General features: G+C 57.8%; 24 protein-coding genes. 14 read left to right on the top strand and 10 right to left on the bottom strand.

Going from position 1 to position 24,298, the window contains the following annotated elements; all coding sequences use genetic code 11:
• Positions 1-15: 15 nt before the first annotated feature.
• A complete protein-coding gene (locus tag ACR3ES_RS18385) occupies positions 16-606 on the bottom strand; it encodes a hypothetical protein (RefSeq protein ID WP_170433830.1) in 591 nt (196 codons plus the stop codon).
• Between the two features lie 277 nt (positions 607-883).
• Between ACR3ES_RS18385 and rpmG the strand changes: the two genes are divergently transcribed.
• The 3 genes from rpmG to ACR3ES_RS18370 all read left to right on the top strand — a co-directional run bounded on the left by rpmG (position 884) and on the right by ACR3ES_RS18370 (position 3,328).
• Positions 884-1,051, top strand: coding sequence for a 50S ribosomal protein L33 (gene rpmG, locus ACR3ES_RS18380; protein ID WP_005630270.1), 168 nt, complete (start codon positions 884-886; stop codon positions 1,049-1,051).
• Between the two features lie 217 nt (positions 1,052-1,268).
• Positions 1,269-1,763 carry a hypothetical protein gene (locus ACR3ES_RS18375; RefSeq protein ID WP_480634738.1) on the top strand — a complete coding sequence of 165 codons (495 nt, stop codon included), beginning with the start codon at positions 1,269-1,271 and terminating at the stop codon, positions 1,761-1,763.
• Between the two features lie 167 nt (positions 1,764-1,930).
• Positions 1,931-3,328, top strand: a complete 1,398-nt coding sequence (locus ACR3ES_RS18370) for a pyridoxal-dependent decarboxylase (RefSeq protein ID WP_170433826.1) — start codon at positions 1,931-1,933, stop codon at positions 3,326-3,328.
• A gap of 149 nt (positions 3,329-3,477) precedes the next feature.
• On the opposite strand, the gene ACR3ES_RS18365 is transcribed toward ACR3ES_RS18370, so the two are convergent.
• Both ACR3ES_RS18365 and ACR3ES_RS18360 read right to left on the bottom strand, forming a co-directional pair.
• Entirely contained in the window at positions 3,478-4,215 is a 738-nt protein-coding gene (locus ACR3ES_RS18365; RefSeq protein ID WP_170433824.1) for a Bax inhibitor-1/YccA family protein, read from the bottom strand.
• A 183-nt stretch (positions 4,216-4,398) separates the two neighbouring features.
• Positions 4,399-4,608, bottom strand: coding sequence for a YjiS-like domain-containing protein (locus tag ACR3ES_RS18360; protein ID WP_170433822.1), 210 nt, complete (start codon positions 4,606-4,608; stop codon positions 4,399-4,401).
• Positions 4,609-4,735: 127 nt separating this feature from the next.
• On the opposite strand from ACR3ES_RS18360, the gene ACR3ES_RS18355 reads away from it, so the two are divergent.
• The gene (locus tag ACR3ES_RS18355; RefSeq protein ID WP_170433820.1) at positions 4,736-5,617 is read left to right on the top strand and encodes a LysR family transcriptional regulator; all 882 of its coding nucleotides are present in this window, start codon (positions 4,736-4,738) and stop codon (positions 5,615-5,617) included.
• Between the two features lie 6 nt (positions 5,618-5,623).
• Here the strand turns inward: ACR3ES_RS18355 and ACR3ES_RS18350 are convergent, their stop codons facing one another.
• Entirely contained in the window at positions 5,624-6,580 is a 957-nt protein-coding gene (locus tag ACR3ES_RS18350) for an NADPH:quinone oxidoreductase family protein (RefSeq protein WP_170433818.1), read from the bottom strand.
• Positions 6,581-6,924: 344 nt separating this feature from the next.
• Between ACR3ES_RS18350 and ACR3ES_RS18345 the strand changes: the two genes are divergently transcribed.
• The 3 genes from ACR3ES_RS18345 to ACR3ES_RS18335 all read left to right on the top strand — a co-directional run bounded on the left by ACR3ES_RS18345 (position 6,925) and on the right by ACR3ES_RS18335 (position 9,585).
• A complete protein-coding gene (locus ACR3ES_RS18345) occupies positions 6,925-7,296 on the top strand; it encodes a helix-turn-helix domain-containing protein (protein ID WP_170433816.1) in 372 nt (123 codons plus the stop codon).
• A 46-nt stretch (positions 7,297-7,342) separates the two neighbouring features.
• Positions 7,343-8,134, top strand: a complete 792-nt coding sequence (gene hisN, locus ACR3ES_RS18340; protein WP_170433814.1) for a histidinol-phosphatase — start codon at positions 7,343-7,345, stop codon at positions 8,132-8,134.
• A 116-nt stretch (positions 8,135-8,250) separates the two neighbouring features.
• Complete coding sequence (locus tag ACR3ES_RS18335) at positions 8,251-9,585, top strand: 8-oxoguanine deaminase (RefSeq protein WP_170433812.1); 1,335 nt, start codon at positions 8,251-8,253, stop codon at positions 9,583-9,585.
• Here the strand turns inward: ACR3ES_RS18335 and guaD are convergent.
• A complete protein-coding gene (guaD, locus tag ACR3ES_RS18330) occupies positions 9,582-10,871 on the bottom strand; it encodes a guanine deaminase (protein ID WP_480424148.1) in 1,290 nt (429 codons plus the stop codon). The two genes, ACR3ES_RS18335 and guaD, sit on opposite strands and share 4 nt — an antisense overlap.
• 139 nt (positions 10,872-11,010) lie before the next feature.
• Between guaD and mgtE the strand changes: the two genes are divergently transcribed.
• Complete coding sequence (gene mgtE / locus ACR3ES_RS18325) at positions 11,011-12,405, top strand: magnesium transporter (protein WP_170433808.1); 1,395 nt, start codon at positions 11,011-11,013, stop codon at positions 12,403-12,405.
• Positions 12,402-12,959 carry a 5-formyltetrahydrofolate cyclo-ligase gene (locus ACR3ES_RS18320; RefSeq protein ID WP_170433806.1) on the top strand — a complete coding sequence of 186 codons (558 nt, stop codon included), beginning with the start codon at positions 12,402-12,404 and terminating at the stop codon, positions 12,957-12,959. Before mgtE ends, ACR3ES_RS18320 begins: the two co-directional genes overlap by 4 nt.
• Positions 12,960-12,964: 5 nt before the next feature.
• Here the strand turns inward: ACR3ES_RS18320 and ACR3ES_RS18315 are convergent, their stop codons facing one another.
• Complete coding sequence (locus tag ACR3ES_RS18315) at positions 12,965-13,192, bottom strand: DUF333 domain-containing protein (protein WP_170433804.1); 228 nt, start codon at positions 13,190-13,192, stop codon at positions 12,965-12,967.
• A gap of 135 nt (positions 13,193-13,327) precedes the next feature.
• Between ACR3ES_RS18315 and ACR3ES_RS18310 the strand changes: the two genes are divergently transcribed.
• From ACR3ES_RS18310 to ACR3ES_RS18300, 3 genes are all read left to right on the top strand, one after another.
• The gene (locus ACR3ES_RS18310; protein ID WP_170433803.1) at positions 13,328-14,140 is read left to right on the top strand and encodes a TIGR00282 family metallophosphoesterase; all 813 of its coding nucleotides are present in this window, start codon (positions 13,328-13,330) and stop codon (positions 14,138-14,140) included.
• Between the two features lie 85 nt (positions 14,141-14,225).
• Positions 14,226-16,004, top strand: a complete 1,779-nt coding sequence (locus ACR3ES_RS18305) for an SLC13 family permease (RefSeq protein WP_170433800.1) — start codon at positions 14,226-14,228, stop codon at positions 16,002-16,004.
• Positions 16,005-16,101: 97 nt separating this feature from the next.
• Positions 16,102-16,839 carry a YbaY family lipoprotein gene (locus tag ACR3ES_RS18300; RefSeq protein WP_170433799.1) on the top strand — a complete coding sequence of 246 codons (738 nt, stop codon included), beginning with the start codon at positions 16,102-16,104 and terminating at the stop codon, positions 16,837-16,839.
• A 10-nt stretch (positions 16,840-16,849) separates the two neighbouring features.
• Here the strand turns inward: ACR3ES_RS18300 and ACR3ES_RS18295 are convergent, their stop codons facing one another.
• From ACR3ES_RS18295 to ACR3ES_RS18280, 4 genes are all read right to left on the bottom strand, one after another.
• Complete coding sequence (locus ACR3ES_RS18295; protein WP_480424145.1) at positions 16,850-18,511, bottom strand: FAD-binding dehydrogenase; 1,662 nt, start codon at positions 18,509-18,511, stop codon at positions 16,850-16,852.
• Between the two features lie 11 nt (positions 18,512-18,522).
• Positions 18,523-19,380 carry a bile acid:sodium symporter family protein gene (locus ACR3ES_RS18290; protein WP_170433797.1) on the bottom strand — a complete coding sequence of 286 codons (858 nt, stop codon included), beginning with the start codon at positions 19,378-19,380 and terminating at the stop codon, positions 18,523-18,525.
• Positions 19,381-19,453: 73 nt separating this feature from the next.
• Positions 19,454-20,188 carry a glutamine amidotransferase gene (locus tag ACR3ES_RS18285; protein WP_170433795.1) on the bottom strand — a complete coding sequence of 245 codons (735 nt, stop codon included), beginning with the start codon at positions 20,186-20,188 and terminating at the stop codon, positions 19,454-19,456.
• A 16-nt stretch (positions 20,189-20,204) separates the two neighbouring features.
• On the bottom strand, positions 20,205-21,977 hold the full coding sequence (locus tag ACR3ES_RS18280) for an SLC13 family permease (protein ID WP_170433793.1): 1,773 nt from the start codon (positions 21,975-21,977) through the stop codon (positions 20,205-20,207).
• Between the two features lie 109 nt (positions 21,978-22,086).
• Here ACR3ES_RS18280 and ACR3ES_RS18275 point away from each other — a divergent pair, with 109 nt between their 5' ends.
• Both ACR3ES_RS18275 and ACR3ES_RS18270 read left to right on the top strand, forming a co-directional pair.
• Complete coding sequence (locus tag ACR3ES_RS18275) at positions 22,087-22,827, top strand: YebC/PmpR family DNA-binding transcriptional regulator (protein WP_170433791.1); 741 nt, start codon at positions 22,087-22,089, stop codon at positions 22,825-22,827.
• A 186-nt stretch (positions 22,828-23,013) separates the two neighbouring features.
• Positions 23,014-24,288, top strand: coding sequence for an MFS transporter (locus ACR3ES_RS18270; protein WP_170433789.1), 1,275 nt, complete (start codon positions 23,014-23,016; stop codon positions 24,286-24,288).
• Positions 24,289-24,298 lie beyond the last annotated feature (10 nt).

Genomic DNA, 24,298 nt, shown 5'->3' with positions numbered 1-24,298 from the left:
TCTTTTCGGGTCGCGTCAACAGTCAAGCGGTATGACGAATGAGTTTTGCCACAGACCCTGAACCAGACCGCCATCCCGTACTTTCTTCATGTTGCACCCTGTTTCTGTCGTAATGATGCGCAGCATCGTTCTTTCCCACGCCACATATTTGCGCGACAGAGGGCCCGGTACGTAACCAACCGGCTTGACCACCCCATAGCTCGCACCATTCACGACAACACGCCTTAGTTGGGTGTTGGTTTTTCCAAACTGAATCGGCTTGCCCGGCATTGACTTCTTTGTGGCGTCAGCCGCGGCCTTTGCGTTGGTTTTGCGTGCGTTGACGGAATAAACAGGAACAGTTCCGGGTGTTTGGGCTGCAAAATTCACAGCCGGCGGCGGCGCGCCTAAAACGTAGGTTTTGACCGTCGTGTCCTCGTCGATTTTCTTGACGGTGACAGTCTCTGACGGGGACAGTCGATACGTTGTCGTGGCAGAGCCGTTCAGTGGTGTTGCCGCACTGCCGCTCGCACCGGGTTCGGACCCAATTGGCGTGTGTGGAATCGGAATGGTGGAAATCGAATCCCCACACGCGCCCAAAAAAGCCAACAAAGATAAAGGGATCATCCGAAATGTCATGCTAGGTCACTCTGCTCTTAGGTGTCATGAAGTGTTGGCTAATTCAGGAATGAGGCAAGATTCTGAAGATGGGCGAACTATCGTGTTGAGTAGCGCTGTTGGTGCCCATTGCTCGCGTGGGTCGCACAGGACACCATATCGCCCGCTCTCTCCGGTCTATCCGTGGTGCCAAATGCCCTTGACTCGGGCGTGCTACCGGGTAAAAGCGCACGCTCATGAGGATTCAACCGAAAGGCCCCTGCCTTTTCGGACGCAGGAGACAACCATGGCGAAGCCGACGACAATCAAGATCCGTCTGAACTCGACCGCGGGCACGGGCCACTTCTACGTGACCAAGAAAAACGCGCGTACCATGACCGAGAAAATGACCGTTCGTAAGTACGATCCGGTCGCTCGCAAGCATGTCGAGTACAAGGAAGGCAAGATCAAGTAATCTGCCATTCCGTCCGGACATTTCAAAGGGTTCTGCCAAGGCGGGACCCTTTTTTCTTTGTGCTTTGGACAGATGCGGTAGGATATTCGGGCCCGTCGCCGTTGCAGTGACGCATCAGCCGTGCGGCCATTCGTCCAGCCTGTGGCTTGCTTTTTGCCGCGGCCTACACGTACGGTTGAGCAAACCGCCACAAAATGTTGACCGTCATGAAAAAATCTTGTTATCCACAATCGCCGTTCTGACCCTCTCGGCCTGTGAAGACCCGTTCAACCGCGAAGGCGTCGGGTTTACGGGAATTGACGGCGAGCCGCGCACTATTTCGGACGTCAAAGGTGCCGTGGCCTTTTTGCCGTCGGCAACAAACGTACCTGCCGAACTGGCTGAATTGCCGACGGTCTCGGTTTTGTCGGACGAGGTCGATCTGTCGAAAGTTGCAGGTGTCGCCATTGATAATGGCGGACGGACAGATACAAGTGCCGTCTTGCTGTCCGGCAGCGACACAAATCTGTTTCTCAGCACGGTGAGTGTCAACGGCACCTTGTTTGGTGTGTTGCGTACCCGGGACAACAGCACGCGCGTCGACAACTCTGTCGGTGCCAGTTTCGGCAGTCAGACGGAACGGTTCACCGGGTGTCTGGCGGCTGGGGACGTCTATCGCAAAGGCTCGTCGGAGCGCAGCTCTGGTTTTGCAGTTCCGTTGAACTGTAGCTGACCAACTCAATTTCGTAATAGCTTATTGCCCTGACCCAGCCGGTTGGGGCCTTTTCGTTTTGCGGTGTCAAATCCTCGGGTATTAGGCTTGAATGCGGGCCTCAGGGCCGCGATGAATTTGCGCTGGCCAAGTATAAATACAGGCGTAGGGTCAAGGACACATAGAGCATGGATTGGGACGAATTCTCCGGATGGAGCAAACAAATCGCGGATTGGGGCGCGCAGTATCACAAGACGTTGCGCGACCGTCCTGTGCGGGCCCAAACCAAACCTGGTGAGATCGCGGCGCAGTTACCCGACGCGCCGCCCGCCCAGCCTGAGGATATGGAACAGATTTTAAGCGATTTCGAAGAGCTTGTGATGCCGGGAATGACCCATTGGCAGCACCCCCGCTTTTTCGCCTACTTCCCTGCTAATGCCGCGCCGCCCTCCATGTTGGCCGAGCAATTGGTAAACACCGTCGCTGCGCAGTGCATGCTGTGGCAGACGTCGCCCGCTGCGACCGAGGTCGAGGGTAAGATGGTGGATTGGATGCGGCAGGCGCTTGGGCTGGACGAGGGCTTCACCGGTGTCATTCAGGATTCCGCATCCTCTGCCACACTGTCCGCCGTTCTGACAATGCGAGAGCGTGCGACCGGGTTCACGGGCAACCGCGATGGGTTGGCCGGCAAAGGGCATGTGCGGATCTATTGTTCTGACCAGGTGCATTCATCGATTGATCGCGCCTGTTGGGTGGCAGGTATCGGGCAGGCCAATCTGGTTAAAATCCCAGGGCAGGGGCCGCGCTTTTCAATGGATCCGCAGAACCTTGATGCAGCGATCCGGGCGGATGTTTCGGCAGGGCATACCCCTGCTGGCGTTATTGCAATCACTGGCGGCACGGGCGTCGGGGCCTGTGATGATCTGACCGATTTGGTCGAGGTCGCGAAGGCCCATGATCTTTACACCCACCTTGATGCCGCATGGGCTGGGTCCGCCATGATTTGCCCGGAATTCCGCGACGCGTTCTGGAAGGGTGCCGATGCCTATGACAGCATCGTTTTCAACCCGCACAAATGGCTCGGCGCACAATTCGATTGTTCGATCCAGTTTCTGCGCGATGCCATGCCGCAGCTGAATACGCTGAAGATTGAACCGGAATACCTGAAGACGACAGGTGATGCGTTGACGAACTACTCGGAATGGACAATCCCGCTGGGGCGTCGCTTTCGGGCATTGAAACTGTGGTTTCTGATCCGGTCTTACGGGTTGGATGGCTTGCAGGCGCGTATCCGAAATCACGTTGCCTGGGCCGAAGAGCTGTGCGCTAAGATCGGCGCCCTGAGCGGGTTCGAAATTGCAACCGATCCGATCCTCAGCCTGTTTTCTTTCCGTTGTCCGGGCGATGATGCAACCCAGCAGCGTCTGGTTGATGCGATCAACGATGACGGGCGCATTTACCTGACGCAAGGGTCCATTGAAGGCCGCAAGATCATACGGGTCCAAGTGGGTCAATTCGATACGACACGCGAGGATGTGATGTCCGTGGCCAGCGTCGTCCAAGAAGTCTGGGACGCCATCAAGTGACGTTCGCAGGCTATTCAAGCCGTGGCTTCACCCGTTTAGGCGCGGCCCCGGGTTTGCCAATCGATCTTTAAGTCGCAGTTTTCGACCTTAAAAAACCCCGCTTAACAAGCAGTTAAACGGGGTTCAGAAGTGTCTTGGTCTTGAGAGTTTTACTCTCGGCTGCCGAATAGTTGCAGCAGGAACATGAACATGTTGATGAAGTCCAGATAGAGGCTCAGCGCGCCCATGATGGCCGCTTTGCCCAGCCATTCCTGATCTCCAGAATGCGCCATTTCCAGATATGTAGTTTTGATCTTCTGAGTGTCATAAGCTGTCAGACCCGCAAAGATCAGAACGCCCAGGATTGAAACGGCAAACATGATCGCAGGTGACTGCAGGAACAGGTTGATGATCATGGCAACAACCAAACCAATTACACCCATTATCAGGAAGGTGCCCATGCCGGACAGGTCCCTCTTGGTGACGTAGCCATAGAGCGACAGTCCCGCAAAGGCGATCGATGTCACGAGGAACACCTGAGCGATCGACATGCCGGTGAACGCCACGAAAATCCAGCTGAGCGACAGGCCCATGACTGCTGCGAAGGTGTAGAAGAACAGTTGAGCGCCAGCCGCCGACAGACGGTTGATCGCGGCACCGAAGCCAAACACCATCGCCAGAGGCGCGAACATGATAATCCAGCCCAGAATATTAGGGCTCAGCGTGACAGGATCACGGAACACCGATAGCAGTTGCGGGCTCGAGCCAACGGCCCAGGCCACCGCAAATGTGATCAGCATGCCTACGGACATTGTGCCGTAGACTTTGTTCATATGGGCGCGCAGGCCCTCATCGATCTCGGCGGCGCGCGCGCCGGATGCCGTCCGGATCGTGTCAAATTGTGCCATCAAAGGGTCTCCCTTTAGATATCTTTAGTGCGCCCTGCTGATGCGGGACGCTTTCCAAGCAAATATCGGCAACTGGAGGCTGTGTTTCAAGAGTTTCTCGCGCAAAACTGCCTAAAACGCCCAACAAAAATGGCGACCTGTGTCAACAGGCCGCCATTTCAGAGCTACTGGTCTGTTATTGTGTCATTTCTGCCAGAATTGCGGCGCATCCCAGACAAAGCGGCGGGCCTCGGCATCCGCCTCTGAACGACTCACACCGATGTCATCCAATGCGCGATCATCCAGCCTGGCCAGCTTGCGGCGTTGACGCATCAGGGCAACCGCTTGCCAGATCAGTTCCAAAGCGGATCGCTTCGCGGGTTTGCAAGCTCGGTTGATTGCAATTTGGGTCATAGCAATTGTCCTTTCTTCAATCTGCGATGATAAACTTGGGTATCATCAAGTTCCTTGATTTATATGGAGCGGCATGACATATTTTAAAAACGAATATTTTTGATGACACCCATAAGGGATCGTGAAGATGCGAAATCTGGATATCACCACCTTGCGCTCTTTTGTGGCGGTTGCGGATCAGGGCGGCGTCACGCGGGCGGCAGGATTCTTGCACCTCACCCAATCTGCGGTTTCGATGCAGCTGAAGCGGCTGGAGGAATTGCTGGGATTGGAATTGCTGGATCGGAGCGGGCGCACAATTGCGTTGACGGCCTCTGGCGAACAATTGCTGGCCTATGCCCGTCGTATGGTGGCCCTCAACGACGAAGTGATATCCAAGCTGACCGACCAGGCCTTTGAGGGTGAAGTTGTTCTGGGTGTGCCCCATGACATTGTCTATCCGGCAATTCCAAGGGTCTTGCAGCGGTTCAACGCGGATTTTCCACGGGTTCGGGTGCAACTGGTCTCTTCCTACTCTTTGCAACTGAAAGACATGTACAAACGTGGCGAATGTGATGTGATCCTCACAACCGAGCCGGCAACGGCCGATGGTGCGGAGACAATCGCCGAACTCCCGCTGCGGTGGATCGGCGCGCCGGGAGGGTCCGCATGGCGAAAGCGGCCGCTGCCCCTAGCGCTTGGACGGCGCTGTTTGTTCCGTCCACAGGTCATCGCGGCGCTGGACGCCGCCGGTATTCCCTGGGAACTGTCCGTGGAGACGGAAAATGATCGCACCATTGAAGCAACCGTCAGTGCCGATCTGGCTGTTCATGCGATGCTGGATGGAACCGAGGCCGCACATCTGGAACAGATTGAGGCCCACTCCGTTCTGCCGGACCTGCCGGCACATAAGATCAACCTGTACGGTGGGGATGCCGGTCGCGGGGCTGTGGTTGAGGCCCTGGCTGCCCTCGTGCGGCAGAACTTCCGTATGTTGGGTGGTGCGCCGTTGAAAGCTGTGGTCGGATAGGCCGCATCACGGGGTGATAATGATCTTGCCCGTTGATTTTCGGTCTTTGAGCAGGTTCAGACCTTTTTCCACCGAGGTTAAAGGCAATGTGTGGCTGATATGGGGCTTGATCCTATCTTCCGCATGCCACCTGAACAGGGTTTCAAAACTGTCTCGAACAATCTCGGGATGAAAGTTCAGATAACCACCAATGTAAAATCCAATCACGGTCAGGTTCTTAACCAGCAGATGATTGGCCGGGATTTGTGGAACGTCTCCTCCGGCAAATCCAATGGGCAACACTCGGCCTTCGGGATTTGTTGCCCGGAACGCCGCTTTGAACACATCTCCACCGATGGCATCGTAAACAACGTCTGCTCCGCCCAAGGCTTTGACACGCTCTCGCAGGTCTTCGGAGGCATCGATCAGGTGATCCGCACCAGCGGCCTGCGCCACGTCCAACTTGTCTTGGCCGCGGGCCTGCGCGATCACGGTTGCGCCCATCAGTTTGCCGATTTCAACGGCCGTCAATCCTACGCCGCCCGCCGCGCCGGTCACCAAAAGCGTTTCGCCGGCCTGCAAGCGCGCACGATGATCCAATGCGATATGGCTGGTCCCGTACGCAATCTGAATGGCGGCGGCATCTTCGAAACCTGTCGATTCGGGCAAGCGAATTGCTCGCGCGGCATCAAAAACTCCAAACTCGGCAAGCCCACCCTGACCGGAATAGACCGCGACTCGGTTGCCGCGTTGCAGATTCGAAACATTGTTTCCGATTTCGTCAACAATGCCGGCGATCTCCATGCCTTGTGTAAACGGGGCAGGGGGTGTGTCCTGATAGGTGCCGTTCTGCATCAGCAAATCGGCGAAATTCAGCCCGCATGCGCGAATGGCAATTCGAACCTGCCCATCGCCGGGAACAGGCACGTCCATCTCGCACAGTTGTGGCTTGGTCCCCTCGGATTGAACGCGATACGCCAGCATACAAGCCCCCTATTTCTTTGGCTCATAGGCGCGCGGGTGGCGAAAATTGTCAATCGAGTTTTGAATATCCAGATCTGTCATCTCTTGCCGGATCGCCCGACCGGTCTGCGCGGGCACAATCTATTGGCGATGTTTCAGAACGATACAACCGCAAACCTTTGTGCAGCCCCTCTGATTCAACCGGGTTGAAAAAAACCCCAAAAGCGGCAATATTGACGTCCAGTGCTGTTGCGGGGTGCGGCACGGTCCGGATTAGGGGGCGGTTAACGACGGCTCACTAATGCTGTAGTCCGGCATGTTTCAAAATCCCGAACAGATGTTTGTGTAGTTAAAGGAGAATACCAATGACCCATCACGTCGATGTCCATGTGGGCAAGCGCGTCCGGCATCGCCGCTGGCTGATTGGCATGACCCAGCAGCAGTTGGCCCAGCAAGTTGGTATCAAGTTTCAGCAAATCCAGAAATACGAGACCGGCGCCAACCGGATCAGCGCATCCCGCCTGTGGGACATTGCCGAGGCATTGGATGTACCGGTGAGCTTCTTTTTCGATGGCCTGGAAGAAACGCAAAAAGAAGGCACTGGCAAAAAGTCGATTCCCGCGGATCTCATGGCCGACAAAGAGGCGTTGGATCTGGTGCGGTCTTACTACGCTATTCCGGAAAATCAGCGTCGTCGGCTGTTCGAACTGGCGCGTGTGCTGAGCGACGTCGCCTGACAATACAGGCTTGACTTCAAAGGGGTTCTGACCGCACCTGTGGCGCATGAAACAGACCCCGTTGAGCGATCTGGAAGTTGCCGAGGAAATGGCTGATGCTGCGCGCTCAGCCATTCTTCCTTATTTCAGACAGGCCGATCTGCAAACCACCAACAAACTTGCCGACGGGTTCGATCCTGTCACTGTCGCCGACCGCGCCGCTGAAGAAGCGATGCGGGATATACTGGCGCGGCACCGCCCTGAGGACGGCGTTTTCGGGGAAGAGTTTGGCAAGGTCGAAGGCACCAGTGGGCGAAGCTGGGTGCTGGACCCCATTGATGGAACCAGAGGTTTCATCAGCGGCACACCGACTTGGGGGGTATTGATTGCCCTGAGTCTGCAGAACGGGCCGGTGCTGGGAGTCATTGATCAGCCGTATATCGGAGAGCGTTTTGTCGGTTCCCCGGACGTTGCCCATGTTGTTGGGCCATCGGGTAAGACAACTCTGAAAACCCGTACGACCACGGAATTGGACAACGCCATTTTGTTTACGACATATCCCGAAGTTGGCACGGCCGATGATCGGGCCGGGTTTCAGGCGGTTGCTGAACAGGTGCGACTGACACGATATGGCATGGATTGTTACGCGTACGCCTTGCTTGCTGCGGGCCAGATCGATTTGGTCATTGAATCCGAATTGAACGCATATGACATTCAGGCGCCGATAGCGGTGATCCATGCAGCAGGTGGTGTCGTCACCGATTGGCAGGGCAAACCCGCGCATGACGGGGGCAGGGTATTGGCCGCAGCAAATGCCGATATCCACGCCGCTGCTTTGGACATCTTAAACCGTTTCTGAAAATTGTTGCCGCCCAAGGCGGGAACACCTACAACGGGCACCGGTTGGTTCTTGTGCCTGCTTTCCGCTAGCCAAAGCACTCCTTGCATGAAGTGGGCCATTGCGAGGAGACACAAGTGACTGAATTTCTGATCAAGAACGCCGATACGATCCTGACAATGGACGACGCCCGACACGAGCTTTCTGGCGCGGATATTCTGGTGCGCGACGGGCAGATTGTTGAGATTGGTCCGGATCTGACAACAAGCGGCGAAATCCATCAGGCCAACGGCTGCGTTGTGACACCGGGCCTCGTAAACACGCATCACCATCTGTATCAGACCCTGACGCGCGCCGTACCGGGTGGGCAGGATGCATTGTTGTTTGGGTGGCTGCAGACGCTCTATCCGATCTGGGCGCGGTTCGGACCAGAGGAGATGTTCACGTCCGCGCAGATCGGACTGGCTGAACTCGCGCTGTCAGGGTGCTCGCTCAGCTCGGATCATCTGTATCTTTATCCTAATGGAGCCCGTCTGGATGACACCATTGCAGCGGCGGCCGAACTGGGCATCCGGTTTCACCCGACCCGGGGGGCCATGAGCATCGGTGAAAGCGACGGAGGGCTGCCACCGGACAGTCTGGTCGAAGCAGAGACCGATATTCTGAATGACATGATCCGCGTTGTGGACGCCTTTCATGACGCTGACGAGGGCTCCATGTGCCGAATCGGTTTGGCGCCGTGTTCTCCGTTTTCGGTCAGCCGCGACCTGATGCGCGACACGGCGGTTCTGGCCCGTGATAAGGGTGTCATGTTGCACACTCATCTGGCCGAGAACGAAGAAGACATCGCCTATTCGCAGGCGCAGTTTGGCTGCCGGCCCGGTCAATATGCCGAAGACCTTGGCTGGACCGGTGCCGATGTATGGCATGCCCATTGCGTCAAACTGAACGGGGTCGAAATTGACCTGTTTGCCAGAACTGGAACCGGGGTCGCCCATTGCCCCTGTTCCAATTGTCGTCTGGGTTCCGGTATTGCTCCGATCCGAACGTTGCGCGATCAAGGGGTCAAGGTGGGCCTTGGGGCGGATGGATCTGCCAGCAATGACAACGGCAACCTTATGCTCGAGGCGCGGCAGGCCATGTTACTGCAACGTGTGGCGAACGGGGCGGACGCCATGTCTGCCCGAGAGGCGCTGGAGATTGCCACGCGCGGGGGTGCTGATGTGTTGAACCGCCCGGACTGCGGGCGCCTCGCGCCGGGAAAGCGTGCAGACATTGCCATCTGGGACACCCGCTGCATAGAAAGCGCGGGCAGTTGGGACCCGGCAGCGCTGCTGCTGGCCGGGCCGATGCAGGTCAGGCATTTGTTCGTCGAGGGACGCCAGATCGTTCGGGATGGTCAGATCACGACCCTGGATTTGCCACGGGTTATCGAGCGGCAAAACGCGCTGGCGCAGTCTTTGCGCGCCTAGACGGTAACGCGCCGCCCGCCGATCCAGACTTCGGAGACGGCACGGTTATCACCCATCATGATGGTTGGAAAAACGGCCTCCCAAAAGTCTTTGGCATGAGCCTCGCGCTGGGCGATGTCAGGCGTGGATGCCAGGTCCAGGATAACGAAATCGGCTTCCATCCCCGGTGCAACATTGCCGATACAGTCATCCATGCGCAGGCATTGCGCTGACCCGACCGTGCCTAGCCATAACAGTTGAGCAGGATGCAGCGGGCGACCGCGTAGCTGACCCACCTCATAGGCCGCCGCCATCGTGCGCAACATTGAAAAACTGGATCCGCCGCCAGTGTCCGTGGCCAGTCCCACGCGATGCCCCTCGTGGATCAATCCGTTCATGTCAAACAGACCGGACCCGATGAAGGTGTTGGAGGTGGGGCAATGCACCAAGGCGGCACCCACGTCGCGCAGCCGGTCACGTTCGCGGGCTTCCAGATGAATGACATGCCCATATAGCCCCCCTGCACCCAGCAGTCCAAATTGCTCATAGGTGTCCAGATAGTCGCGGGCGCTGGGAAAAAGCGATCGGACCCATTCGATTTCATCGGTCTGTTCGCTCAGATGTGTTTGCATAAGACAATGCGGATACTCTGCCCAAAGCGCCCCCAGCGCCTCAAGTTGTTCTGGCGTGGATGTGGGCGAAAACCGGGGCGTTATCGCATAGGAAAGACGGTCTACGCCGTGCCATTTCTCTAGTAAGTTCTGCGATTGATCATAGGCTGTCTGGGGTGTATCGTACAGCGCGTCCGGTGCGTTGCGGTCCATACAGGTCTTGCCCGCCACGACACGCTGCCCACGCTGCTGCGCGGCCGCAAAGAACGCGTCGACGCTTTCGGTGTGGATCGTGCAAAAGCTGCTCATGGTTGTTGTCCCATGCGCAGTGGTCAGATCAAGGTAGCGATTGGCGATTTCCGCTGCATAGTCGGGATCGCCAAACTTCATCTCTTCGGGAAACGTGTAGGTGTTCAGCCAGTCGATCAGTCGCTTACCCCAACTCGCGATCATGGCGGTCTGCGGGTAATGCACATGCGGGTCGACAAAACCGGCCATGATCAACCGCGTGCCGTAGTCCAAAACATCAGCTTCGGCATGTGCCCGGGTCATGGCGTCAGCAGCGCCGATATCTGACACCCGCCCGTCCTGTATCACAACCGCTTCGTGAATTCTGGCCGCATCGGTTGGCTCACCTTCGAAAGGCGAACCATCGAAACTCAGAACGCGCCCTTTCAAAAGCGTCTTTTGCGCCATTTGCCCTGTTCTCCACCCGTTTGCGACCGCCGTACAGCATAAGCAGGCGAAAGATGTGGGTAAATCGGACCATTGTCATTGTTTTCCGGTAGCTGCTTCTTCTATTTAAAGGCCAATCGCCGAACCAAGGGGGCAGCGCATGACCACAGGCAGTGACGAGGCCAGACCCGATCAGCCCCGGGACGACGACGCCTATGCCCTGGATCGCCGGACGGTTGCGGCAATCCTATATGCGGTGGACGTGGATGATCGCGCCAAGCTGATCGAGCTGATGGAGCCGCTGCACCCGGCCGACATCGCCGACCTTCTGGAACAGATCAATCCCTATGATCGCGCACGTCTGATCCGTTTGTACGACAAGGAATTCGACGGCGACATCCTCTCGGAACTGGACGAGGCGGTGCGTGAAGAGGTCATCGCTGTTCTAAAACCGGATGTGTTGGCGGAAGCTGTCCGGGAAATGGAGAGCGACGATGTTGTTGACCTGCTGGAAGATCTGGAGGAACCGCAGCAGGAAACCATTCTGGATGCCCTCGAAGATTCCGAACGGGTCGCGGCAGAGCAGGCGCTTGCTTATCCCGAAAACTCGGCCGGTCGCCTTATGCAACGCGAAGTCGTCATGGCGCCCGAGCACTGGACGGTGGGTCAGGCCATCGACTTCATGCGCGCCAATGACGATCTGCCCGAGCAGTTCTATCACGTGGTTCTGGTCGATCCGCGCCTAAAGCCCGTGACGCAGGTAACGTTGGGCAAGCTGATGGCCACCCGCCGCGACGTGCCGTTGCATGACATCACAGAAGAGGAATTCCATGTCATTCCCGTCGATCAGGACGAAGAGGATGTCGCCTATGCCTTCAACCAGTACCACCTGATTTCGGCCCCAGTGGTAGATGCGGATGGCCGTCTCGTCGGGGTGATCACCATCGACGATGCCATGGTTGTTTTGGACGAGGAACACGAAGAAGACATCTTGCGCCTTGCCGGTGTGGCCGAGGAAAGCTCGCTGTCCGACAGTGTTGCAGCAACCAGCCGCAGGCGCCTGCCTTGGTTGACGGTAAATCTCGGCGCAGCCATGTGCGCATCGCTGGTGATTTCACAATTCGAAGCGGAGATTGGACAGCTGGTGGCGCTGGCCATTCTGATGCCGATAGTGGCGTCGATGGGCGGAAACGCTGGCACCCAATCCCTAACGGTTGCAGTGCGAGCGTTGGCAACCCGTGACCTGACGGGCTCAAACGTTTTTCGGGTGATCCGGCGTGAATTGTTGGTTGGCATGCTAAATGGGCTGTGTTTCGCCATCCTGCTGGGGACGGTCGGCATGGTGTGGTTTGACTCACCCCTGTTGGGCGTTGTGATCGGGTCGGCCCTGGTCGTTAACATGATCATCGCAGGATTTGCCGGTACCGTGTTCCCCGTTGTGCTTGATCGCCTCGGTGTTGATCCCGCTTTGGCGTCCGGGACATTTGTCACCACCACAACAGATGTCATGGGGTTCTTTATCTTCCTTGGCCTTGCCAGCGTGGTTTTGCTGTGACCGATCTGGCGGAAGTGAAATCGGTGGCGCGTAAGGCAGGCTTTGCCCGTCGTAAACTGGCGTTTGAAACCCATCTGCCCGGAGCGGCAGGACGCTTGTCCGAGGTTCTCGCTGGATATCGGGGTGTGCCACTGTCCGGCTATATGCCGATCCGGACGGAAATTGATCCGCTGCCCACCATGGCCGAAGCGTCAGCATATGGGCCCGTCGGGGTGCCGGTGATCCAGGGCGCCGGGCAGCCGCTGCGGTTTTCCCGCTGGACACCCGAGGGCGCGTTGAAGGACGGCCCGTTCGGGGCCAAAGTTCCGGTAGACGACGACTATTTCGACCCGGAAATTCTGATCGTACCTTTGGTGGCCTTTGATGCGCGCGGGGGGCGATTGGGCTATGGCGGGGGGTTTTACGATCGCACGCTGGAAGGTCTTAGGGCGAACCGCCCGACGCTGGCTATCGGGTTCGCCTTCGACGCGCAGGAGGCAGAGGAATTGCCACTGGAACCGACCGACCAACCGCTGGATATGCTCGTCACAGAAAGCCGCGTGCTGACATTCTGACCTTTTCAGTTCTCAAAATGACTGCGCAGATAGTCCCACGCGTCAACTTCAGTTCCGTCAGAGAGAATACAGACACCGTACTCACTGCCGTCGGCGTTCTTGCGGATCTGGTACTCGCCGTCGTTTTCAAGACAAAACGTGGCCGCGGGATTGGCCATCGAGGTTTTCGTGGTCTGTGCTGAGGCATTTGTGGCGGCAAGAACAGCAACAATCGACAGAACAATCGGTTTCATGAAAAACTCCATCTGGATCAATTGGGATAGCTTTCAGGTTGGCATATTCGCGCGTGATTTCAAGCCTTGCCGAGATAGGGGATATTTCACGGTTGCGCCTTGTTATTGCCACTCACAGCCAATACGACCCGAAATATGAGAATTCTGTTTCTGGGTGATGTCATGGGGCGCGCAGGGCGCGCGGCCGTTCAGCAGCATTTGCCGCGGCTTCGCGACGACTGGCGGCTGGATTTTGTGGTGGTCAATGGTGAGAACGCCTCGAACGGTATGGGGTTGACCGGCGATCACGCAAAACTGCTTTTGGATGCGGGCGCAGATTGCCTGACCTTGGGCGATCACGCCTTCGACCAGAAAGACATGCTGCAATTCATCGAAAGTGAGCCACGCATCGTGCGCCCGGTGAACTTTGCCAAGGGCGCTCCAGGGCGTGGGCATCGCCTCTATACGGCCCCCGGAGGCCGCAAGGTGATGGTCGTTCAGGTTCTTGGACAGGTGTTCATGAAACGGCCCTTTGACGATCCGTTTTCAGCCATCGAGCCGATCTTGAAATCCCACCCGCGCGGGGGTCAGGCGCAGGCCATCATCGTCGACATGCATTGCGAGGCGACGTCCGAAAAGATGGCCATGGGGCACTACTGCGACAAACGCGCCAGCTTGGTTGTTGGCACTCACACGCATGTTCCAACGGCAGATGCTCAGATTCTGCCGGGTGGTACGGCGTATCTCACTGATGCGGGGATGTGTGGGGATTATGACTCGGTGATCGGCATGGATAAGCAAGAGCCGATGCGCCGTTTTATCACCGGCATGCCCAAGGCCCGGTTCACGCCTGCCAATGGCGAGGCCACGCTAAGCGGTATGTTCGTTGAAACGGATGACCGCGACGGTCACGCCAAGACGGTGCGTATGGTGCGTATTGGAGGTCGGTTGGAACAGGCCAGCCTGTAAAACGATATCAGGCTTGCCCTGCCGCGTTCAATGCGGGACACTACCGGTCAGGCGCTTGGGCCAGGGTTCGGACAGAATACCACGAATGCAATTCCTACCACTGACAGAGACAGGCGGCGCAATTCTTGCGCTTGTGATCGTTGCGGGCATGTTCATCATGTTCCTGCGAGAGGTCTATCCGACCGAAGTTGTGGCAATCGGCGGTGTGGCCCTGATGCTGGTCACGGGCATCTTGCCCTATCAGAACGCGCTGGCCGTTTTGTCCAACCCCGCGCCATGGACCATTGCGGCGATGTTCATCATCATGGGGGCTCTGGTCCGAACCGGCGCTTTAGATGCCTTTACATCGACCGCGCAAAAGCAGGCGCAGGTCAATCCCCGGATCGCAATCGCGCTTTTGATGGCATTTGTCGTGTTTGCTTCGGCGGTGGTGTCGAACACACCGGTCGTGGTCGTGATGATCCCCGTCTTTGTGCAGATTGCACGAACCTTGAACGTGCCCGCATCAAAACTGCTGATCCCGTTGAGTTATGCGGCCATTCTGGGCGGTACGCTGACGCTGATCGGTACGTCGACCAATCTGCTGGTGGACGGTGTCGCCCGCGCGCAGGGCATGCAGGCCTTTACCATTTTCGAGGTCACGCCGCTGGGTATTGCTCTGGTGATTTACGGCATGGTTTACCTGCGGTTCATTGCGCCGCGTCTTCTGCCGGAACGCGACAGCATGGCGTCGATGCTCAGCGACAGATCCAAGATGAAGTTCTTCACCGAGGCGGTGATCCCGCCCGAGAGCAATCTGATTGGGCGCGAGGTCACCGGCGTGCAATTGTTCAAACGCCCCGGTGTACGTCTGATCGACGTGATCCGGGGTGACGAGTCGCTGCGCCGCAACCTCAAGGGCGTCACCTTGAAAGTCGGTGACAGAGTGGTGCTGCGCACGGAAATGACTGAACTGCTCAGCTTACAAAGCAACAAAGAACTCAAACGCGTGGATCAGGTTTCCGCTGTCGAAACCAAAACGGTTGAGGTGCTGATCACACCCGGGTGCCGCATGGTGAGCCGCACGCTGGGCGCATTGCGTCTGCGTCGCCGGTACGGTGTCTACGTGCTGGCGGTTCACAGGCGAAATCAGAACATTGGCAGACAACTGGATGATCTGGTCGTCCGCGTCGGAGACACATTGCTGCTTGAAGGGGCGCCAGCCGACATCCAGAAACTTGCAGCCGATATGGATATGGTCGATGTCACCCAGCCGTCCGCGCGGGCATTCCGGCGCAACCATGCGCCGATTGCAATCGGGTCTCTGCTCGGCCTGGTCGCGCTTGCGGCGGTGGGCGTCGCGCCGATCCTGCTGCTTTCGGTTCTTGCTGTCGCAATTGTTCTGCTGACCCGCTGCATCGACGCAGATGAGGCGTTCTCTTTTGTAGAAGGACGCCTGTTGGCGCTGATCTTTGCGATGCTGGCCATCGGCGCCGCGCTGAGCAGTTCGGGTGCCGTGTCCTTGATCGTGGAAGCCATCGCACCGGGCCTGAGCGCGTTGCCGCCTTTCCTGATCATCTGGGCGGTGTACTTGCTGACCTCGGTGCTGACCGAGCTTGTGTCGAACAATGCCGTCGCCGTTGTTGTGACCCCAATTGCCATGGGGTTGGGTGACGCGGTTGGGATCGATCCGCGGCCACTTGTGGTGGCGGTTATGGTTGCGGCATCGGCCTCGTTTGCGACGCCCATCGGCTATCAGACGAACATGATGGTGTATGGCCCAGGCGGGTACAGGTTCGTGGATTTTATGAAGGTCGGCATCCCCCTGAACCTGACTGTGGGACTGCTGGCGTCGTTGCTGATCCCCTTGATCTGGCCGTTGTGACATCGGCGCAGACCTGCCGCTCTCAACGCAATGGCCTTGTAAATTGATGTAGATACACGATCTTTTGTGAATAGGATTTGCAAAAGGGATTTGGAACATGTCTGGAATAGGACGCATCACATTGGCTGGCACCGCGATTTGGGCCGCACTGTGCGGCACCGCATTTGCTGGAACGGTCCAAGGCACCGCCACTTATCGTGAACGTATTGCAACACCACCCGACGCCACGCTGTTTGTCGAACTACAGGACGTTTCATTGGCGGATGCGCCCGCGATCACTTTGGCCGCGCAACGCTATGCATTGGACGGCGTGCCTGCCGCGTTTGAACTGACATATGATGAGGCCCTAATTCAGGAACGCAATCGTTATGTCGTGCGCGGTTCGATCTTTCAGGGTCAGACACTGCTGTTTACGACAGATACCGCCTATCCAGTATTGACTGACGGTGCGGGCAACTCGATTGATCTACTGCTGATCCAAACGCAAGCGCAGCGTGCCGCGATGCTGGAAAACACAGAGTGGGTTGCCGCTGTGCTGAATGGCGCACCGATTGAGACCGAGAGGCGGCCGGAAATAGCCTTTGCGCAGGGTGGAGCTTTTGCCGGAACCGGTGGCTGCAACAGGTTCAACGGTCAGGCGGAGATATCCGGCAACCGCATGGAGTTCCCCGATAACATGGCGGCGACGCTCATGGCCTGCCCACCGCCGCTGGATGAGGTGGAACGCGAGTTCTTCAAAGCTTTGCAAGGTGTTACTACCTACGCAATGCAGGGTGACGCTCTGGCCATGCTGGACGCAGCAGGAGAGCCCGTGGTTCAGTTCGTACGCAAGTAAGTCGGGGTCGTCAGGCGACGGCTCTTGAGCGCCCGGCATTGCGGCCGGAGAAAATGCAGCCCCCCAGAAACGTGCCTTCCAAAGCGTTGTAGCCGTGGTAGCCGCCGCCGCCAAAACCTGCGACCTCGCCTGCCGCAAACAGGCCGGGGATAACCTGACCGTCTGCACCGATCATCTGGCTGTCGAGGTTTGTCTGTAGCCCGCCCAGGGTCTTGCGCGTCAGGACATGCAATTTCACCGCAATCAGCGGCCCGTTGGCCGGATCAAGGAACTTGTGCGGTTTGGCCGTGCGGATCAGCTTGTCGCCGCGATAGTTACGCGCCGCCAAGATTGCCATCATCTGCGCATCCTTGGAGAACGGATTGTCGACCTGCGAATCCCGCGCTTCGATCTGGGCACGCAGGTGGCTCTCATCGATCAGGCCGCCGCCGAGTTGGTTCATGCCGCCAACAAGCTCGGTGAGCGTGTTTGCAACCACAAAGTCTTCGCCTTTTTCCTTGAATGCCTCGACAGAGGCGGTCGCCTTTGAACCGGACAGGATGCGCTGGCGGATGACCTCTTTCCAGCTGCCCGATGTGAAATCAGGGTTTTGCTCCGATCCGGACAGCGCGAATTCCTTTTTGATTACTTTCTGCGTGAGGACGAACCAGCTGTACTCATAACCGGTTTTCAGGATTTCACGCAGCGTGCCAAGCGTATCGAACCCCGGCAGGCAGGGCGGTTGAAGGCGATTGCCTTTGGCGTCGAACCACATCGAGCTGGGTCCGGGCAGGATACGGATGCCGTGCGCGGGCCAGATCGGGTCCCAGTTCCGCACCCCTTCGGTGTAATGCCACATCCGGTCACCGTTGATGACATGACCACCGGCCTTTTCGCTGATGGGGATCATGCGTCCATCCACATGGAACGGCACACCGGCCACCATGTCCCGCGGTGGCTCCCCCAACCGATCCCGCGGCCAGTTTTTTCGCACCATTTCGAAATTGCCGCCGATCCCGCCCGACGTCACGATGACGGATGGCGCGTAGACCTCGAACTCGCCGACCTCGTCCCGGTTGGTCTGGCCGCCGCGCTGTACTGTGTCATCGGCCAGCACTTCGCCAGAAACACCCTTGGCAACCCCATTCTGCACGATGATGTGGCTGACCTGATGGCGAAACTTCAGCTGAATCAGGCCATTGCTTGCGTGTTCCCGTACCCGGCGAATGAAATGCTCAAGTACACCGGGGCCGGTCCCCCAAGTGATGTGAAACCGCGGGACAGAGTTTCCGTGCCCGTCTGCGTAGGACCCGCCTCTCTCGGCCCAGCCGATGACCGGGAACCAGCGCAAGCCCATATCGTGCAACCACGGGCGCATTTCGCCTGCCGCAAATTCCACGTAGGCCTCGGCCCATTTGCGTGGCCAGGTGTCTTCATCCCGATCAAACTGCGCGCTGCCCATCCAGTCGCGAAGCGCCAGGTCGTGGCTGTCCCGAATTCCCATTCGACGCTGTTCGGGCGTGTCGACCATGAACAGCCCGCCCAGGCTCCAAAAGGCCTGACCGCCCAGAAAATGCTCGGGCTCCTGATCAACAATGATCACCTTTTTGCCGCGATCGCCCAGCTCTGCGGCGGCTGCAAGGCCGGCCAGACCACCGCCGACCACAATCGCATCTGCAGTGTTGTTGGTCATTGGCTGTCCTTTCAGCGGTTGCGGTACCAGACAAGAAACGGAACCGCGACGGCATACATCGTGATCCCATACACCGCGGATGGCAAAGCCAGGGGGCTAAAGCCGCTTTCCGTACTCGTTATCAGGGCCGCCAGGGTAATCCCCAGCGTCGAGTTCTGAATTCCGGTCTCGATCGAGATCGTCTTACTCTCATTCCACGACAGATTTGCGGCGCACGCCAGACCTAATCCGATCAGCAAGAGGGCAATGTTCAGCGAGACCAGACCGGCCCCCATAATGCCAAGATTGTCGACAAACAGCTGCCAGTTCCCGGCAAGCGCTGCCAGAACGATCAACACGAACAAAACCGTCGCCAATTTGGACAGCGGCGCGTCGATGCGACTTGCCACGCTAGGTGCAAAGTGGTGCAGGCTGATGCCAAGTGCGACCGGCAAGGTTGTGATCAGGAACATGGCAATCGCAAGACCGCTGATCGAAACCTCTGGCGCATCCTCACCTAAGAAGTAATTGATAGACCATGCGGCAAGGATCGGGACCGTCAGGATAGACAACAGGCTGATCACGGCTGTCAGGCTCACGGACAGTGCGACATCTGCTTTGGCGAGCTTGGACAGAATGTTGCTGGTCACGCCGCCCGGGCAAAAGCTTAGCAGCATGAAGCCGACCGCGATTTCAGGCGGCAGCGCGAATATCTTCACCGTTGCAAAGGCGGCGACCGGCAACAGAACAACCTGACACAACGCACCGATGGCGAACGGGTACTTCCGGCGCAGTACACGACGGAAATCGGCAATCTCCAGCCCGACACCCAAAGACAACATGATAATGGCCAGCGAGATCGGTAGGCCAACAGTGATTAGCAGATCCAAGAAACACCTCCTCCCAAAGCCGTTCGGGCCAGCCTATGCGAGGGCCGAAGGTGCAGGCAACCGCGCCGTTGGGTCACCCGTAACGCTCGGCGAACCGGCGCAGAATTTCACCCGGCTGTGTGACCTCCGCCGCGTTGCACATGTCGATCAGGCGCTGGGCGTCCTCGGGCGGGAAATAGCCGTGATGTTTGTATATGTTGATGCGTTGCTCAAAGTCCTTGGCATCAGCCTCGGGGTGAAACTGCGTGGCGTAGACATTTTCGCCCCATCGGATCATTTGAAACGGGCAGGGGTCAGAGGTCACCAGATGCACACAGCCCTCGGGCAAGGACTGGACAGCTTCTTTGTGTCCAACAAAAGCGTCAAAAACCGGTTGTAGTCCTCTGGTCATCGGATCGGTCGCGGCTGCATCGGTCAGATTGCAAGACGACGGCCCGACAGGTTCACTGTACTGCGCCTTGCTGACATCGCCCCCCAGATGCGCCGCCAGGATACCCAATCCGTAACAGCAGCCCATAAAGGGATGATCGTGATTGGTAATCTGGGGCATCAAACCCATGATTGCGCTCTCGATTTTGGCGTCCAGTTCGGATTTCTCCGCCGGATCATCGCTGACACAACCGGGACCGCCGCCGACGATGACACCCGCATAGTCCGTGACGTCTATCCCCACCGGCAAGTCTTCGCGGTCCAACCGGATCCGGTGAGTCTGTTCGGGCGGCAATCCGGTCTTGTCCAGAATGGATGCATATTCGGCATCCGAGGCATCCGTCTCAGGGCGCAGTTGCAAGATCAAAAAGCGTTTCATGCCCCGCCTTTAGCGCTCAAAGCGGCCAGAAGACAAGGATCGCGGGGACGGAAACCGCGATGATCAGGACCTCAAGCGGCAGGCCCATGCGCCAGTAGTCGCCAAAGCGATAGCCACCGGGGCCCAGAACCAGCGTATTGTTTTTGTGCCCGATCGGTGTGAGGAACGCGGCAGAGGCGGCAACCGCAACGGTCATCAGGAACGGATCCGGCGACACCTCCAGTGTTCGCGCCATTTGAATGCCAACCGGCGCGGCCACGATGGCTGTGGCGGTGTTGTTCAGCACATCCGACAGGGTCATGGTCACGACCATCAGGACCGTCAAAATGGCCCAGGCGGGTAGGCCATCGGTCAGGTTCACCAGCGCGTTTGCGATCAATTCGGTTCCGCCCGACGTCTCCAAGGCGCTGCCCAGCGGAATCATCGAACCCAGCAAGACAACGACCGGCCATTCGATGTGATTGTAGATGTCGCTGATCGGCATAACCTTGGTCAGCACATAGGCAATGACCACTAATCCCAGCGCAACGGGCAGGTAGATGAGGCCAATACTGGCCGCCAGAACGGCGGCTGCGAACAAACCGATGGCCAGCCACGCCTTTTCATTGGCTGTCACGTTCAAGCCGCGTTGTGCCAACGGCAGACATCCCAGCCATTCGGTGACATCCGCGCCGCGATCACGGGGGCAAAGCAGCAACAGGATATCTCCCGCTTCAACTTCAGTTTTGCGCACCTGCTCGGTGATCCGGCGACCTTGGCGCGAGATGCCCATCAAAACCGTGCTTTGCCGCCAGGCAAGTCCAAGCCCTTGGGCCGTACGGCCGGTTATGCGCGCGCTTTCGGGGGCGACGACCTCAATCACCTCAAGGCCTTCGCCCTCGGCAGTCAGCAGTTCCTGACGTCGAGTGTCCGAGAAATCGAGGCTCAGGGCCGCCCGGAACTCGTCCAGTGCCTCGGGGCGGGCCTCCAGTACCAACGCATCACCTTCGCGCAGCGTGGCATGCGTGGACCGCCCATACCGCCGTTTCCCCTCGCGGATCAGGCCGATGATCGCCACATCGGATTTCTCGGCAGCCTCGTATAGTTCGCTGACGCGTTTGCCGATTTGTGGTGCCTCGGGCGGAATGGTCAGTTCGGCGATGTATTCAGCAAGGGCTTCGGACGTTTCAGTTTGCGGTCCCCGGTTCGGGATCAGCCGCCATCCGATCAACGACACAAAAGCTAACCCGGCGATGGCGGCCAGTCCTCCAACCGGCGCAAAATCGAACATGCGAAACGGCTCGCCCAAAGTTTCCGCTCGAATTGATGCGATAATGATGTTGGGGGGCGTGCCGATCAGCGTGACCATCCCGCCCAGAATGGTTGCAAAGCTCAATGGCATCAGCGTCAGGCCAACGGATCGCCCGGCCTTGCGTGCGGTCTGGATGTCGACCGGCATCAGCAGCGCCAAGGCGGCGACGTTATTCATAAAGGCCGACAGGACAGCTCCGATGCCGCCCATCAAAGCGATATGCGCGCCCAACCCGCGCGACGCATCGACCAGCGTGCGGGTAATCAGGAACACAGCCCCCGACCGGACCAGCCCGGCTGACACCACCAGAACCAGCGCCACGATGATCGTTGCGGGATGCCCGAACCCGTCAAACGCATGGTCGACGGGTACGACCCCAAGGACAACACCGACCATGAGCGCGGCAAAGGCCACAAGGTCATACCGAAACCGACCCCAGAGCAGCAGTCCAAATACGGTGATGAAAAGCGTGAAAAGAATAATCTGATCTGTCGTCATGCCGCCACCATACCTTCAGCCGGTGTTTGAGCAAGCCGCTCTCTTGATCCCGCGCCCAGCAAACGTCTATATGAGCGCCGAATACGCATTACCATCACGAGGACGCATTATGGCAGGCCATTCCAAATGGGCCAACATCCAGCACCGCAAGGGACGTCAGGACGCCGCGCGGTCCAAGCTGTTTTCCAAATTGTCGAAAGAGATCACCGTTGCCGCCAAGATGGGTGACCCCGATCCCGACAAGAACCCGCGTCTGCGTCTGGCGGTGAAAGAGGCCAAGTCGAACTCGGTCCCTAAGGACGTGATCGACCGCGCGATCAAGAAGTCGCAGGCGGGCGAGGGCGATGACTACGAAGAAATCCGGTATGAGGGTTATGGTCCCAACGGCGTGGCCGTGATCGTCGAGACAATGACCGACAACCGCAACCGGACCGCGTCGACTGTGCGCTCGACCTTTTCCAAGAACGGCGGAAACCTGGGTGAGACGGGTTCGGTTGGCTTCATGTTCGAACGCAAGGGTGAGGTTGTTTATCCCGCGACTGCGGGCGATGCCGATACCATTTTCGAGGCCGCGATCGAGGCAGGTGCCGAAGATGTCGAAAGCGCCGATGACGGGCATATCATCTGGTGCGCCGATACGGATTTGAACGACGTGTCGAACGCTCTTGAAAGCGCGCTGGGCGAATCCGAGTCGACCAAGCTGATCTGGAAACCAACCACAACCACCGAGCTGGGTCTGGAGGACATGCAGCGCTTGATGAAGCTGGTTGACGCGCTGGAAGATGATGATGACGTGCAGCGCGTGACGACCAATTTCGAAGCCACGGATGAGGTTATGGCGCAGCTGTGAACGAACAGTGACAGTACATGCGTGCTTCGAAATCCCGGCCACGTGGCCGGGATTTTCGTTTTGACAAATGCCTGAGTTCTTGGCCGCTTGGCGTGGAGTCTGTATAACCAATCGACACATGTTGACGATCCGAAGCGCGGATGGACAATTCCATTCTGAAGAGCATTGCAAAAAGTAAGCGACCGCATGGCTGAAAATCCGCCAAATCCAGCAAAACGGAACGTGCCCGTTCTGGCCGGTCAAAGCATCCTGTCCCAGGTTGCCTGGACCCTTGGCAGCCCGTCCGTCGTATTGCCGTTTTTGGCCGTATCGCTTGAGTTGCCCATGTTTGTAGCAGGCGCTTTGGTCTCGGTACGTATGTTTGGCAGTATGATCCCGGACGTATTCCTGGCTCAGACGATTGCCGCCAAACCGCGAAAGAAGCGTGCGATTGCCCTGACCGAAGTCGCACTCGGCGCCTGCCTCGTAATGGCGTTGGTTGTTGCGGCAACGGGTGTGATTCCCTTGACAGCGCTGGCCTTTGTTGCCGCTTTTTTTCTGATCGGACTGATCGAAGAGATACAATCCCTGATGTTCACCGACTTGTTGGGCGATCACGTTCAGTCGAAATCCCGCATGGTGATGCGCTACCTGCAATTGGGCGCCGGCGGTCTCGGGGCAATTGGATTGGCGCTTTTGGTGCACCAGATCGTGAAAGACAATCCGCCCTTTTCGCGCCATACGGCCGTTATTGCGGTGTCGGTGACATTCTTCTTGCTGTCCGGATTGTCCATTCTGGCCATGTCCGAAATGTCCAAACGCACCAAGGCGCCGACGGATGCGAAACCTGCGCAAAAGCGGTCTCTTTTTGCGTATATCAGCGATATTCTTTCCATGTTCGACGAGCCATGGTTTCGGCGCTACATGCTCATGCGCATGCCGTTGGTGGTTGTATCACTTTCGGTTCCATTTTTCGCACTGCTGACCGCCGAACAACACCATGCGACTGCCAAAGGGCTGACCGCGATGATCGTTTCGTCCGCGTCAGGCTACCTGGTTGCGGCCCCGCTGTGGCAGATGGTGAACATGAAATCGCATCGCGCGGTGATGGTCACCGGAACGTTGATGGTGGTGATTACAGGTGTTGTATTGCTGTCCGCGCATTATCTGCACATTGATCATGATGTGCATCTGCATGCGGTATCCTTGTTTGTCGCTACCGTCGCAGTGACGGGTGTCAGCAGTGCCCGGAAACTCTATTTTCTCGACGTTGCCCCCAAAGATCAGCGCATCAGAGCGTCCGCGGCCGTCAAAAGCATATCCAGGATCTCCGCCGTTGTGATATCCGCTGCATTGGCGGGTATCGCCCATATGCACGAAGTCTCGTTGGCGATTGTTTTCATCGTTCTTATCAGTCTGATGGGATCGGTCCTGTGTTACAGAATCGTTGTTCCTCAAACAGCCCAACCGGTTCAACCCTGAGCTGGATCGG

The sequence above is a fragment of the Ruegeria sp. B1 genome (assembly GCF_056535885.1).
This window is presented reverse-complemented; position numbering and strand designations above follow the sequence as displayed.

Bases quoted from the DNA above. Each gene is read 5' to 3' on its own strand.
- ACR3ES_RS18385 (WP_170433830.1), bottom strand. From the start codon at position 606: ATGATCCCTTTATCTTTGTTGGCTTTTTTGGGCGCGTGTGGGGATTCG.
- rpmG (WP_005630270.1), top strand. From the start codon at position 884: ATGGCGAAGCCGACGACAATCAAGATCCGTCTGAACTCGACCGCGGGC.
- ACR3ES_RS18370 (WP_170433826.1), top strand. From the start codon at position 1,931: ATGGATTGGGACGAATTCTCCGGATGGAGCAAACAAATCGCGGATTGG.
- ACR3ES_RS18365 (WP_170433824.1), bottom strand. From the start codon at position 4,215: ATGGCACAATTTGACACGATCCGGACGGCATCCGGCGCGCGCGCCGCC.
- ACR3ES_RS18360 (WP_170433822.1), bottom strand. From the start codon at position 4,608: ATGACCCAAATTGCAATCAACCGAGCTTGCAAACCCGCGAAGCGATCC.
- ACR3ES_RS18355 (WP_170433820.1), top strand. From the start codon at position 4,736: ATGCGAAATCTGGATATCACCACCTTGCGCTCTTTTGTGGCGGTTGCG.
- ACR3ES_RS18350 (WP_170433818.1), bottom strand. From the start codon at position 6,580: ATGCTGGCGTATCGCGTTCAATCCGAGGGGACCAAGCCACAACTGTGC.
- ACR3ES_RS18345 (WP_170433816.1), top strand. From the start codon at position 6,925: ATGACCCATCACGTCGATGTCCATGTGGGCAAGCGCGTCCGGCATCGC.
- hisN (WP_170433814.1), top strand. From the start codon at position 7,343: ATGAAACAGACCCCGTTGAGCGATCTGGAAGTTGCCGAGGAAATGGCT.
- guaD (WP_480424148.1), bottom strand. From the start codon at position 10,871: ATGGCGCAAAAGACGCTTTTGAAAGGGCGCGTTCTGAGTTTCGATGGT.
- mgtE (WP_170433808.1), top strand. From the start codon at position 11,011: ATGACCACAGGCAGTGACGAGGCCAGACCCGATCAGCCCCGGGACGAC.
- ACR3ES_RS18315 (WP_170433804.1), bottom strand. From the start codon at position 13,192: ATGAAACCGATTGTTCTGTCGATTGTTGCTGTTCTTGCCGCCACAAAT.
- ACR3ES_RS18310 (WP_170433803.1), top strand. From the start codon at position 13,328: ATGAGAATTCTGTTTCTGGGTGATGTCATGGGGCGCGCAGGGCGCGCG.
- ACR3ES_RS18305 (WP_170433800.1), top strand. From the start codon at position 14,226: ATGCAATTCCTACCACTGACAGAGACAGGCGGCGCAATTCTTGCGCTT.
- ACR3ES_RS18300 (WP_170433799.1), top strand. From the start codon at position 16,102: ATGTCTGGAATAGGACGCATCACATTGGCTGGCACCGCGATTTGGGCC.
- ACR3ES_RS18295 (WP_480424145.1), bottom strand. From the start codon at position 18,511: ATGACCAACAACACTGCAGATGCGATTGTGGTCGGCGGTGGTCTGGCC.
- ACR3ES_RS18285 (WP_170433795.1), bottom strand. From the start codon at position 20,188: ATGAAACGCTTTTTGATCTTGCAACTGCGCCCTGAGACGGATGCCTCG.
- ACR3ES_RS18280 (WP_170433793.1), bottom strand. From the start codon at position 21,977: ATGACGACAGATCAGATTATTCTTTTCACGCTTTTCATCACCGTATTT.
- ACR3ES_RS18275 (WP_170433791.1), top strand. From the start codon at position 22,087: ATGGCAGGCCATTCCAAATGGGCCAACATCCAGCACCGCAAGGGACGT.
- ACR3ES_RS18270 (WP_170433789.1), top strand. From the start codon at position 23,014: ATGGCTGAAAATCCGCCAAATCCAGCAAAACGGAACGTGCCCGTTCTG.